This window comes from Caenimonas koreensis DSM 17982, from assembly GCF_009646335.1.
Lineage (GTDB): Bacteria > Pseudomonadota > Gammaproteobacteria > Burkholderiales > Burkholderiaceae_C > Ramlibacter > Ramlibacter koreensis.
Window position 1 is genome coordinate 13,547 of sequence record NZ_WJBU01000002.1, and the last position, 11,319, is coordinate 24,865.

Annotated in this window: 12 protein-coding genes; 5 read left to right on the top strand and 7 right to left on the bottom strand. The window is 63.6% G+C overall.

Annotated features, from left to right (window positions below; all coding sequences use genetic code 11):
• Both GHT07_RS02025 and GHT07_RS02030 read right to left on the bottom strand, forming a co-directional pair.
• Entirely contained in the window at window positions 1–966 is a 966-nt protein-coding gene (locus GHT07_RS02025; RefSeq protein WP_323740747.1) for a TerC family protein, read from the bottom strand.
• A 31-nt stretch (window positions 967–997) separates the two neighbouring features.
• The gene (locus GHT07_RS02030; protein ID WP_153583398.1) at window positions 998–1,333 is read right to left on the bottom strand and encodes a hypothetical protein; all 336 of its coding nucleotides are present in this window, start codon (window positions 1,331–1,333) and stop codon (window positions 998–1,000) included.
• Between the two features lie 114 nt (window positions 1,334–1,447).
• On the opposite strand from GHT07_RS02030, the gene nhaR reads away from it, so the two are divergent.
• Both nhaR and greB read left to right on the top strand, forming a co-directional pair.
• Complete coding sequence (nhaR, locus tag GHT07_RS02035) at window positions 1,448–2,368, top strand: transcriptional activator NhaR (protein ID WP_153583399.1); 921 nt, start codon at window positions 1,448–1,450, stop codon at window positions 2,366–2,368.
• A gap of 48 nt (window positions 2,369–2,416) precedes the next feature.
• Window positions 2,417–2,977 carry a transcription elongation factor GreB gene (gene greB, locus GHT07_RS02040; protein WP_153583400.1) on the top strand — a complete coding sequence of 187 codons (561 nt, stop codon included), beginning with the start codon at window positions 2,417–2,419 and terminating at the stop codon, window positions 2,975–2,977.
• Window positions 2,978–3,034: 57 nt separating this feature from the next.
• On the opposite strand, the gene GHT07_RS02045 is transcribed toward greB, so the two are convergent.
• The 5 genes from GHT07_RS02045 to GHT07_RS02065 all read right to left on the bottom strand — a co-directional run bounded on the left by GHT07_RS02045 (window position 3,035) and on the right by GHT07_RS02065 (window position 8,533).
• Complete coding sequence (locus GHT07_RS02045) at window positions 3,035–5,299, bottom strand: RelA/SpoT family protein (protein WP_153583401.1); 2,265 nt, start codon at window positions 5,297–5,299, stop codon at window positions 3,035–3,037.
• A gap of 90 nt (window positions 5,300–5,389) precedes the next feature.
• A complete protein-coding gene (gene rpoZ / locus GHT07_RS02050) occupies window positions 5,390–5,593 on the bottom strand; it encodes a DNA-directed RNA polymerase subunit omega (protein ID WP_153583402.1) in 204 nt (67 codons plus the stop codon).
• 17 nt (window positions 5,594–5,610) lie between these two features.
• On the bottom strand, window positions 5,611–6,231 hold the full coding sequence (gene gmk, locus GHT07_RS02055) for a guanylate kinase (RefSeq protein WP_153583403.1): 621 nt from the start codon (window positions 6,229–6,231) through the stop codon (window positions 5,611–5,613).
• Between the two features lie 76 nt (window positions 6,232–6,307).
• A complete protein-coding gene (locus GHT07_RS02060; protein WP_153583404.1) occupies window positions 6,308–7,477 on the bottom strand; it encodes a hypothetical protein in 1,170 nt (389 codons plus the stop codon).
• Window positions 7,478–7,606: 129 nt separating this feature from the next.
• Window positions 7,607–8,533, bottom strand: coding sequence for a YicC/YloC family endoribonuclease (locus GHT07_RS02065; protein ID WP_407646585.1), 927 nt, complete (start codon window positions 8,531–8,533; stop codon window positions 7,607–7,609).
• A gap of 84 nt (window positions 8,534–8,617) precedes the next feature.
• Between GHT07_RS02065 and GHT07_RS02070 the strand changes: the two genes are divergently transcribed.
• The 3 genes from GHT07_RS02070 to rph are packed head-to-tail and all read left to right on the top strand — an operon-like array spanning window position 8,618 to window position 11,288.
• A complete protein-coding gene (locus GHT07_RS02070) occupies window positions 8,618–9,628 on the top strand; it encodes a serine/threonine protein kinase (RefSeq protein WP_153583406.1) in 1,011 nt (336 codons plus the stop codon).
• A gap of 18 nt (window positions 9,629–9,646) precedes the next feature.
• Window positions 9,647–10,552 carry a PP2C family protein-serine/threonine phosphatase gene (locus GHT07_RS02075; RefSeq protein ID WP_153583407.1) on the top strand — a complete coding sequence of 302 codons (906 nt, stop codon included), beginning with the start codon at window positions 9,647–9,649 and terminating at the stop codon, window positions 10,550–10,552.
• 7 nt (window positions 10,553–10,559) lie between these two features.
• On the top strand, window positions 10,560–11,288 hold the full coding sequence (gene rph / locus GHT07_RS02080) for a ribonuclease PH (protein ID WP_153583408.1): 729 nt from the start codon (window positions 10,560–10,562) through the stop codon (window positions 11,286–11,288).
• Window positions 11,289–11,319: the final 31 nt, after the last annotated feature.

Sequence of the window (11,319 nt, forward strand, 5' to 3'; positions counted from 1 at the left end):
TCACCGCGCCGGCCGCGTCTTCCACAGCGACACGATCACGCCGCCGGCAATCAGGCTGCCCGTCACGCCCAGGCTCACCACCGCAGGGATCTTGCCGATGATGTTGACCAGGAAAATCTTGCTGCCGATGAATATCAGCACGAGTGCCAGCGCGTACTTCAGGTAGGCAAAGCGATGGACCATCGCAGCCAGCGCGAAGTAGAGCGCGCGCAGGCCCAGGATCGCGAAGATGTTGCTCGTGTAGACGATGAAGGTGTCGTCCGTGATCGCCAGGATCGCGGGCACCGAGTCGACCGCGAAGATCAGGTCGGCGAATTCCACCATGCACAGTGCGAGGAAGAGCGGCGTCGCCCAGGTCACGGCATTGCCGTTGGCCGGATGCGGCTGCCGCACGAAGAAGGCATTTCCGTGCAGCTGCGGCGTCACGCGCATGACCTTGCGCAGCCACTTCAGCACAACGTTCTTCTCCAGGTCCGTCTGGTGGTCGGCCATCCAGAGCATCTTGATGCCGGTGAGGACCAGGAACGCCCCGAAGAGGTAGAGCACCCACGAGAACTGGCTGATGAGTGCGGAGCCCAGGCCGATCATGATGGCGCGCAGGACGATCACGCCCAGGATGCCCCAGAACAGCACGCGATGCTGGTACTGCCTCGGGGTCGAGAAGAACGTGAAGATCATCGCGATGACGAACACGTTGTCCATCGAAAGCGATTTTTCGATCACGTACCCGGTGAAGTACTCGATGCTGCGCTCGGCGCCGATCTGCCACCACAGCCACACACCGAACAGCACGGCCACGGCGATGTAGCCGGCAGACAGCACCAGGCTCTCCTTGACGTCGATCTCGCGGTCGTCCCTGTGCAGCACGCCCAGGTCGAACGCGAGAAGTGTCACGACGATGATGATGAAGGCCAGCCAGAGCCACACGGCCTGGCCGAGAAAGTCGGCCTGCAGAAATTCGGTCACATCAGATCCAGGTTCAGGAGGTGGTCTTCAGTCAGTGCGTTTGCCGCCGGGGCAGCCGCAGGGTTTGCCGCTTGGGCAGCTGCAGCGCGACCCAGCGGGCTGCTGCCTGCCAGGCGCGCCGGACGGCCCGGCGAAGCGCCGAGCCCAGGCGGCGCTGGCGCTCTTCGACGTATTCGACGTGCCCGTCGGTCATGTGGACTTCGATCACGCAGTTTCGCGCTGCGTGGCGTTTGCCTGCCAGGGCCGAGACGCGAACCACGACGCGGGCGATGCGATGGCCGACGTCGCGCAAGGCATTGCGAACGGTGGTGCTCATCTCGCGTGCCTGGGTGGGTGTCAGGTCGCCGGCACGGATGTCGATGTTCATGATGGTCCTTCGTTCCTCGGGTTGTGGAGCCCTCACTTTACGAAGCCGCGTAGTTTCTGAATATTCGAAAAAAAGCGAGAATCGTTCGGGAAAAACGGATGATTGGATGGCCCGATGAACTACAAGCACCTGCATTACTTCTGGACGGTAGTCCGCGCAGGCGGTGTCCTGCGCGCGAGCGAGCAGCTGCACCTGTCGGCGCAGACCCTCAGCGGGCAGATCAACCTGCTGGAGGAGCGGCTGGGCACGCCGCTGCTGCGCAAGGTCGGGCGCGGCGTGGAGCCCACGCAGGCCGGGCAGATGGTCATGCAGTACGCCGACGAGATCTTCACGCTCGGCCAGGAGATGGAAGACGCGCTGCGCGGCGGGCGCGCCGCGCCACGCGCGCCGCTGCTCAAAGTCGGGTTTGTGGATTCAGTGTCCAAGGGCATCGCGTACCACGTGCTGGAGCCTGCGCTGCGCCTGAACCCCGCGCCGCGTCTTCACTGCCCGGAAGGGACGCTGCCGGCCTTGATGGCGCAACTGGCATTGCGCCGCGTTGACCTGGTGGTGTCGGATGTGCCGCTGCCCGGCAACCTGGGCGTCAAGGCGTTCACGCACCTGCTCGGGCGAAGCGGTATTGCGTTCTTTGCGTCCGAAAAACTGCTTGCGTCCTGCTCGATGAATTTGCGCCAGGCACGCGCGAAGTTTCCCCAGAGCCTCAATGCCATGCCGATGCTCTTGCCGGGCACCGACTCGGCGTTGCGCCCGCGTGTCGATGGGTGGTTGCGCCGGCATGGGCTGGCACCGCAAATCGCGGGCGAGTTTGAAGACTCTGCGCTGATGAAGGCCTTTGGACGCGAGGGCCTGGGCGTGTTCCCGGCACCTGCTGTGCTTGCCAGGGAAATATCGAGGCAGCTGGAAGTGGAACGGCTGGGTGCGCCAGACGATTTGGTCGAGGAGTTCTACGCCATCTCGATCGAGCGCAAGATCACGCACCCTGGCGTGGCGGCCATCACGCAGACGGCACGAAGCGAGCTGTTCGCGCAAAGATGAGCCGGCGTCCCACAGCAAAAAATGCACCGGCGCACGTATGCTTGCCCCATGAGCAAGGCTTTCACCCGCGAGACTGATACGGCCGATGACGACGACGACCTGGACGGCGCGCCCGCGCTGCCCGCTGGCACACGCAACTACATCACGCCCGGCGGCTACGCGCGCCTGCGCGCGGAACTGCTCACCCTGATTGACGACGACCGCCCCAAGGTGGTCGAGGCTGTTCACTGGGCCGCCAAGAACGGCGATCGCTCGGAGAACGGCGACTACATCTACGGCAAGAAGCGCCTGCGCGAGATCGACAAGCGGATTCGCTTTCTCACCAAGCGGCTGGAGATCGCGGAGATCGCCGACCCATCGGTGCACCACGGGCAAGACCAGGTGTTCTTCGGCGCGACCGTGACGTACGCGGATGAGGCGGGCCTGGAGCGCACCGTCACCATCCTGGGCATTGATGAAGCTGACACGCTGAGCGGCCAGGTGAGCTGGATTTCCCCGATCGCTCGCGCGTTGCTCAAGTCACGCGAGGGGGATGTCGTCAAGCTTGTCACGCCGGCGGGCGCGCAGGAGATCGAGGTGCTGAAGGTGGCTTACGGGATTGAGCGTTGAGCGTTGGGCGTTGAGCGAACATCCCTCGCCGAACGCCGAACGCCGAACGCCGAACGCTCAACTGCCGTTGGCGTTCACGCCTGGCTTGATCCGCACGACCCGCATCACGGCGGGCGTGCGCTTGAGCACGCGCATCACGGCGTCGAGGTGGGTCTTGTCGCGCACGGCAATGATCAGGCGCAGATCTGCTGCGTCCTGCGCTTTTTCGTCGCCCATGTCCACGTGGGTGATGTCTGCTTCGGCGCTGGCGATGGCGGTGGTCACGCGGGCGAGGGCGCCCTTGCCGTTGATCACCGTGACCAGAATGCCAGTCTCGAAAGAGCGCACTGGCTCGTCGGCCCATTCGACGCTGATGAAGCGCTCACTGTCCTTGTGCTTCAGTCGCTTGGCGACAGCGCAGTCGTCGCAGTGGACGACAAGCCCTTCGCCACGGCCGAGGTAACCGACGATCGCGTCGCCCGGCACCGGCCGGCAGCAACTTGCAAACTGCACCGACGCGTTTTCGCTGCCGTCCAGGATCACTTCGCCTTGCGACACGTTCTCGTGCGCCGTATAGCGCTCGCGCGTGAGCAGCAGGGCGTCGGGCCGCTCGCCGCGTTCGGACAGCATCACCACCAGTCGCTTCGCAACGATGGACGCAATGCGCTTGCCCAGGCCGATGTCCGTGAGCAGTTCGGCGCGGGTGCGGTTCCCCGTGAAGCGCAGCAGCTTGTCCCAGATCGCATCGTCTTCGGGCAGGGTGCCCAGGCCTTCGGCGCGCAGCGCCTGTGTGAGCAGCTTCAGGCCGAGATCTTCCGATTCGACCTGCGCGAGCGACTTCAAGTGATGACGGATCTTCGAGCGGGCCCGGCCCGTGCGCACGAACCCCAGCCACGCCGGATTGGGGGTGGACACCGGCGCAGTCACCACTTCAACGATGTCGCCGTTTTTCAGCTCGGTGCGCAGCGGCACCTGCACGCCGTTGATCTTGGCGGCCACTGTGCGATCGCCGATGTTGCTGTGAATCGCGTACGCAAAATCGACCACCGTCGCACCACGCGGCATGGCCATGATCTGGCTCTTGGGCGTAAACACGTACACCGCATCGGGGAAGAGGTCGATCTTGACGTGGTCCCAGAATTCGGCGGCATCGCGCGTTTCGTCCTGGATGTCGAGCAGCGATTGCAGCCACTTGGTGCCGAGCCTGTCGGCGTTGCCGCCATCGATGTCACTGGCCTTGTAGAGCCAGTGCGCGGCCACGCCCGATTCGGCCACGAGGTGCATCGCCTCGGTACGCATCTGGAATTCGACGTTGACGCCCGAGGGCCCCACCACCGTGGTGTGAAGCGACTGGTAGCCGTTGACCTTCGGGATCGCGATGTGGTCCTTGAACTTGCCCGGCACCGGCTTGTACATCTGGTGCAGGATGCCCAGCGCCGTGTAGCAGTCGATCAGCGTGGGCACGATCACGCGAAAGCCGTAGATGTCGGTCACTTGCGCGAACGACAGGTGCTTCTCGTCCATCTTGCGGTAGACGGAATACAGCGTCTTTTCGCGGCCCGCGATGGTCACGCGCATGTTGGCGCGCTCGAATGCAGCATCGACCTCACTCGCCACTTTCTGGATCAAGTCGCGGCGGCGGTTGCGCGCCTTGGTGACGGCTTTGGAGAGGATGGCGTAGCGCCACGGACGCAGGTGGCGGAAGGCCAGCTCCTGCAGCTCGCGGTACGTCTGGTTCAGGCCAAGCCGGTGCGCGATCGGCGCGTAGATGTCGAGCGTCTCGGATGAAATGCGCGCCCACTTCTCGCGCGGCACGTCCTCGAGCGTGCGCATGTTGTGGCTGCGGTCCGCGAGCTTGACCAGGATGACGCGCACATCGCGCGCCATGGCCAGCAGCATCTTGCGAAACGATTCGGCCTGGCTCTCTTCGCGGGTGTTGAACTGCAGCTTGTCGAGCTTGGTGAGGCCATCGACCAGCTCAGCCACAGGCGCGCCAAAGCGTTCGATCAGCTGGGGTTTGGTGACGCCGCAGTCTTCAATCGCATCGTGCAGCAGGGCCGCCATGAGCGCCTGCGCATCGAGCTTCCATTCGGCGCATTGCAGGGCAACGGCGATCGGGTGGGTGATGTAGGGCTCGCCGCTGGCGCGGATCTGGCCCAGATGCGCTTCATCGGCAAAGCGGTAGGCCTTGCGTACCTGTTCGATATCGGCAGCGTCGAGGTAGTCGAGCCTCTCGGTGAGCGCGGCAAAGCTCGCTGCAGCTGCGTTGGCTGCGGCAGGGCTCGGCGAAGCGGCAGCCAATGGCCGCTTGCCCTTGCCAGAAGGGGTCAGCACTGCGCTCATGCCTCAAATGTAGCGTGTGGGATCGCCGTGCGCGCTGCCCAATAAAAAAGCACCGCGGCGCGGTGCTTTTGTCTGGGGTGTCAGGCTTGATCAGCCGGGAACTTTTTTCAGCATTTCAAGGCCCACTTTGCCTTGCGCGATTTCGCGCAGTGCCGTGACGGCGGGCTTGTTCTTGCTTTCGATCTTGGGCGCGTGGCCCTGGCTCAGCATGCGGGCGCGGTACGTTGCTGCCAGCACGAGCTGGAAGCGATTGGGGATCTTTTGCAGGCAGTCTTCGACGGTGATGCGGGCCATGAATAACTCCAGATGCTTCAGGTGATGTTGAGGGCTTTGAACGTGTCAGCGCGGGCGCGGCGCTGGGCCGAGAACTTCAGCCGTTGTGCGTGGACGATCGCTTTGAGATCGAAGAGCGCCCTGTCAAATAACTCGTTGATTATAACGAAGTCGAATTCCTGCGCCTGCTTCATCTCTTCGGCGGCGTTGGCCAGCCGCAGCTCGATGACCTCGGGCGCGTCCTCGCCGCGGCGCTCCAGGCGCGAGCGAAGCTCTTCCCAGCTGGGCGGCAGGATGAAGATGAGCACGGAATTCGCGAAGATGCGCTTGATCTGCAGCGCGCCCTGGAAGTCGATTTCCAGGATCACGTCGGAGCCCGTCGCGATGCGCTCTTCAATGGCCTTCTTCGACGTGCCGTAGCGCTGGCCATGCACATGCGCCCATTCCAGAAAGCCGTCGCCCAGCACCATCTGGTCGAATTCGGCTGGCGCTACAAAGAAGTATTCGCGTCCGTGCTTTTCCTGGCCGCGCGGCGCGCGCGTGGTGTGCGAAACGGAGGGCTGGACGCGTGCGTCGAGTTCGAGAAGCGCTTTGACCAAGCTGGACTTGCCTGCGCCGCTGGGCGCTGCTACGACGAAGAGATTGCCGGGGTAGTCCATGTGGGTGCCGGATTCTATCAACCCAAAAAAAAGCGGCCGCACAAGGCGGCCGCTTTGCTCGCAATGCCAAACCGGGTTACGGCGTGAGCGGCGCGCCATTGATCGTGGCGGAGGTCATTTCGATGGTTTGCGGAGCGGTTCCGCCTGCCAGGCTCTTGAGAAGAATGCCCTTGCCGTAAGCCAGCCACGAGGTTGTCACGGTGTCGCCAGAGGTGTACTCGAACTTGCACGCGTTGAACGTGCCCGCAGGGACCGTCACCGGTTCATTGCCGAGATATTTGACGGTGGTCGTCGAGTTGTAGGGCAGTGTGGTGACCTGGTCCGGGCCAAAGCCCGTGTGAACCGTCGTGGTCGTGGTGCCCGTCATCGTCGCCGAGGCCGACTGCCCCGCAAACAGCGAATAGCTCGGATCGATGTAAGCCGGCACGTTCACTGTCTTGATGGTCGTCGTGATCGTGAACGGAATGCTTGTGGTCGCCGTGGTCACGATGCCGTACGTGTGGACCGCGCTGCCAATGACACGCGTATAGGCGGTTCCGGAGGTATTGATCGCGACAGTACCGGCAATGGTCGTGTGCGACCCGGTCGTCACCACCGTGCTGGCGCGGGCGGAATAGCCTTCGTACGTCGTCACCGGGCCGGTGACCGTGTCGACAGTCTCGTTTCCACCGATCGTTCCGTTGTAGGTGTAATTCACGACAAGGTGCGTACCTTCTGTGTCGGCCAGCACCAAGTCGTAGCAGGCGCTTGACGAGGCAGGTGCCGGCGTCGGTGCCGGTGTGGGGGCGGGCGTCGGAGCCGGCGTCGGTGCCGGCGTGGGTGCGGGGGTCGGCGCCGGCGCGGGGGTGATGTAGTTCGTGATCGGGCCGGCGTAGAACAGATCCGTGCCGAACATGCCGCCCGTGACGTACACGGCCATGTATTCCCACTGCCAGCCTTGCTCGATCACCACGCCGAGGTACAAGCCAGTCTCAGGGTAGTAGCGGTAGGCGAAAGGGCCGATGGTGCCGGTGACCTTGGGGCCGGGGAAGTAGCCAGCCAGTTGCTCTTCGGCATAGGCGAACAACTGTTCTGCCGCTTGTGCGGGCGTCACGTCCTGCTGGGTGGCCAGCACCTTCGCCTTGGCCCGCAGCGCGCCGATGGCCGCCAGCGGTGTGGCTTGCGCCGGTGCGGGATCGCTGCCGCCGCCGCACGCTGCCATCAGCGCAGACAGGGCCAGCATGGTGAGTTTCCGGTTCGTTTTCATAGCAACTGCATCTCCATGTCCAAGAAGAGCCAGATCGTAACGGCGTAGTTACGAGTCCTGCAAGACTTGCGCCGGAGTGATGGGTGATGCCCCCCATGATCGCGGGGGTGCGCAGACGCTAATTCGGAACTATTCGATGTTTTGGACCTGCTCGCGCATCTGCTCGATCAACACTTTCATGTCTACCGAGATGCGTGTGAGCTCAAGCGCGGCAGACTTTGATCCCATCGTGTTGGCTTCGCGGTGCAGCTCCTGGATCAGGAAGTCGAGCCGCTTGCCGACATCGCCGCCTTTCTTGACCAGCCGCTCGATCTCGTCGAGGTGCGAGTCCAGCCGCGTCAGCTCTTCCGCAACGTCGATGCGGATCGCGAAGGCCGTCGCCTCGCTCAAGGCGCGGTCTTGCGCTGCCTCGGGCAGCGTGGCGCCGTCGGTCAGGGCCATCGCTTCTTTCCAGCGGTCGAGAAAGCGGTTGCGCTGCTGCTCGACCAGTTGCGGAATCATGGGCTGCGCCTGTTTGGCCAGCGCGCGCAACTGCTTGAGGTGGCCGAGCAGCATGCTTGCCAGCCGCGCGCCTTCGCGTTCGCGGGCCGACATCAATTCATCCACCGTGCGTGTTGCCAGCGCAGTGAGGGTTTCCCCCCAGTCGATATCCACAACACCTTCGGAGGCGCTCAAGCGGACGACATCGGCCACGCTCAGCGCGCGCGCATCCGGGATCCAGCTGCGCACGTGGTCCTGCACGGTGTTCAGGCGTTGCAGCAGGCGCGTGCTGGGCTCGCGCACGGTGTCGCCGCCAGGGGTTTCGATGCCTGCGCGCACTTCGACTTTGCCGCGCTTCAGGCGCGCCGCGATGATCTCGCGCAGCTGCGGCTCGTACGGCCGCAACTCGTCGCCGAGGCGGAAAGTCAGGTCAAGAAAGCGGCTGTTGACCGAGCGGATTTCGATGCCCAGTCGGCTTGGGTTCGCGCCGGTGGAAGCGCCCGGTGTTGCGCCTTTGCTATCCGATGCGCCAGTCGGCGGCGAGGCGCTTTGCTGCGCGCTTGCGTAGCCGGTCATGCTGTAAACTGGCATTGAGGTGTCTTCAATCGAACGGTCGTTGCGGGGTTGCAAGAATAACCCTTCCGCAGCCGCTCGCTACATATGTCCAAGGTCAAACCAGCGCCGCTTCCGCCTGACACCGTGATCGGTGGCTATCGAGTCGTGCGCAAGCTGTCAGCCGGCGGCTTCGGCGTGGTGTACCTCTCGGTCGACAACGAAGGCCAGCAGGTCGCCGTCAAGGAATACCTGCCTGCCTCGCTAGCCACCCGCTCCCCCGGTGAGCTGCTGCCGCAAGTGCAGCCTGAAAAGCTCTCGCTTTATCGCCTGGGCCTCAAGAGTTTCTTTGAAGAAGGCCGCTCCCTCGCACAGATCTCGCATGCCTCCGTGGTGAGCGTGCTCAACTTCTTCCGCGAGAACGAAACCGTTTACATGGTGATGAACTACCTGGAGGGCGCCACCCTTCAAGACTTCATCATCACCGCGCGTGAACTCAAAAAGCAGAAGGTCTTTCGCGAATCGACCATCCGCTCGCTCTTTGACGAAATCCTGCGCGGCCTGCGCATCGTGCACCAGCACAAGATGCTGCACCTGGACATCAAGCCGGCCAACATCTTCATCACCGACGACAACAAGGCCGTGATGATCGACTTCGGCGCCGCACGCGAAGTGCTGTCGAAAGAAGGCAACTTCATCCGCCCGATGTACACGCCGGGTTTTGCCGCGCCTGAGATGTATCGTCGCGACTCATCCATGGGCCCGTGGACCGACATCTATGCCATCGGCGCCTGTATCTACGCGTGCATGCAGGGCTACCCGCCCAACGATGCGCCGCAGCGGCTTGAAAAAGACCGGCTTGCACTGGCGCTGTCGCGCCTGCGCGGTGTCTATTCAGACAACCTGATCGAAGTGGTGGAGTGGTGCATGTCGCTCGACCCGCTGTCGCGCCCGCAGTCGGTGTTTGCGCTGCAAAAGGAGCTCAGCCGTGAGGGTGAGCGCCGCTACACCAAGCTGTCTGTCGGCGAGAAGATGCGCCTGCAGTTCGACAACATGGTGTCTGACACCAAGAAGAATGTGCGCAAGGCCACCGGCTTTGGCAATGTCAAGGCCAAATAAGAATCGCGGAGACACCGAATGAAATTCTCCGTCTTCCAGATCAGCCGCCGCGGGGGCCGCGAGAAAAACGAAGACCGCATGGGTTACTGCTACACGCGCGAGTCCGGCCTGTTTGTGCTGGCCGATGGCATGGGCGGCCACCCGGAAGGTGAAGTTGCCGCGCAGCTCGCACTGCAGACCATCTCGGCCCTGTACCAGAAGGAAGCCAAGCCGATCGTGGCCGACGTGAATGAATTCCTGTCGGTTGCGCTCATGGCCGCGCACCACCAGATCATTCGCTACGCCAGCGAAAAAGGCATGCTCGATACGCCGCGCACCACGCTCGTCGCGGCGATCGTGCAAGGCTCGTCAGCCACATGGGTGCATTGCGGTGATTCGCGCCTTTATGTCGCGCGCGGCAATGAACTGCTCACGCGCACACGCGACCATTCGTACCTGGAGCAGCAAAGCGGCTCGGGCGTGGTGCGGCTCGACCGGATCAACCGCAACATTCTTTTCACGTGCCTGGGCTCGCCCACCAAGCCGGTGTTCGACATCACCGGGCCCGTCGCGCTGCAGCAGGGCGACAAGATCCTGCTGTGCTCGGATGGCTTGTGGGGCAGCATGACCGATACCGAGATCGTGCGTGACTTGAGCGCCAAGCCCGTGTCGGAGGCCGTACCTGACCTGGTCGAAGCTGCCCTGCGCAATGGCGGCGAGCACAGCGACAACGTCACCGTGATCGCGCTCGAATGGGAAACCCCCGACACATTCGAGTCCACACGCGGCATCTCCACCGACAGCATCATGGACGGCGTGTTCGCCTCCACCATCCAGGCCGGCGTGCTCGACACGATGGTCGAAGACCTCGATGACGCCGCCATCGAGCGGTCCATCGCCGAAATCAATGAAGCGATCCGCAGGTCTGCTGCGCGAAAAACCTGAGAAATCCATGATCGAATTTGAACGAAGCGGCAGCCGCGCCGCAGACCAGCTGCGCCCCATCCGTATCACGCGCGGCTACACGATCCACGCCGAAGGCTCGGTGCTGATCGAGTTTGGCAACACCAAGGTGCTGTGCACCGCATCCGTCGAAGACAAGGTGCCGCCCCACAAGCGCGGCAGCGGTGAAGGCTGGGTCACTGCCGAATACGGCATGCTGCCGCGCTCGACGCACACCCGCAGCGACCGTGAAGCCGCCCGTGGCAAGCAAAGCGGCCGCACACAGGAAATCCAGCGCCTGATCGGCCGGTCGATGCGCGCGGTGTTCGACCTGAAGGCGCTCGGCGAACGCACGATCCACCTCGACTGCGACGTGTTGCAAGCCGATGGCGGCACGCGCACCGCCGCGATCACCGGCGCGTTTGTCGCGGCGCAAGACGCCGTGGGCACGCTGCTCGCCAGCGGCAAGCTCGCGGCTTCGCCCATCATCGGCCCGGTGGCGGCCGTGTCGGTCGGCATCGTGCAGGGCGTGCCCTTGCTCGATCTCGAATACATCGAGGACGTGAGCTGCGACACCGACATGAACGTGGTGATGACGGGCGCCGGCCATTTCGTCGAAGTGCAGGGCACCGCCGAGGGCGTGGCCTTCACGCGTGACGAGATGAACGAGCTGCTGCGCCTGGCTGAGAAGGGCATCACCGAGCTGGTGGCGCTGCAGAAACAGGCGTTGTTGGGCTGAGAGCCCCCACCCTAGCCCTTCCCCAGAGGGG

Coding starts and splice junctions, on each gene's coding strand:
- GHT07_RS02070 (WP_153583406.1), top strand. CDS start 8,618: ATGTCCAAGGTCAAACCAGCGCCGCTTCCGCCTGACACCGTGATCGGT.
- gmk (WP_153583403.1), bottom strand. CDS start 6,231: ATGGACTACCCCGGCAATCTCTTCGTCGTAGCAGCGCCCAGCGGCGCA.
- rpoZ (WP_153583402.1), bottom strand. CDS start 5,593: ATGGCCCGCATCACCGTCGAAGACTGCCTGCAAAAGATCCCCAATCGC.
- greB (WP_153583400.1), top strand. CDS start 2,417: ATGAGCAAGGCTTTCACCCGCGAGACTGATACGGCCGATGACGACGAC.
- GHT07_RS02065 (WP_407646585.1), bottom strand. CDS start 8,533: ATGACCGGCTACGCAAGCGCGCAGCAAAGCGCCTCGCCGCCGACTGGC.
- rph (WP_153583408.1), top strand. CDS start 10,560: ATGATCGAATTTGAACGAAGCGGCAGCCGCGCCGCAGACCAGCTGCGC.
- nhaR (WP_153583399.1), top strand. CDS start 1,448: ATGAACTACAAGCACCTGCATTACTTCTGGACGGTAGTCCGCGCAGGC.
- GHT07_RS02030 (WP_153583398.1), bottom strand. CDS start 1,333: ATGAACATCGACATCCGTGCCGGCGACCTGACACCCACCCAGGCACGC.
- GHT07_RS02075 (WP_153583407.1), top strand. CDS start 9,647: ATGAAATTCTCCGTCTTCCAGATCAGCCGCCGCGGGGGCCGCGAGAAA.
- GHT07_RS02060 (WP_153583404.1), bottom strand. CDS start 7,477: ATGAAAACGAACCGGAAACTCACCATGCTGGCCCTGTCTGCGCTGATG.
- GHT07_RS02045 (WP_153583401.1), bottom strand. CDS start 5,299: ATGAGCGCAGTGCTGACCCCTTCTGGCAAGGGCAAGCGGCCATTGGCT.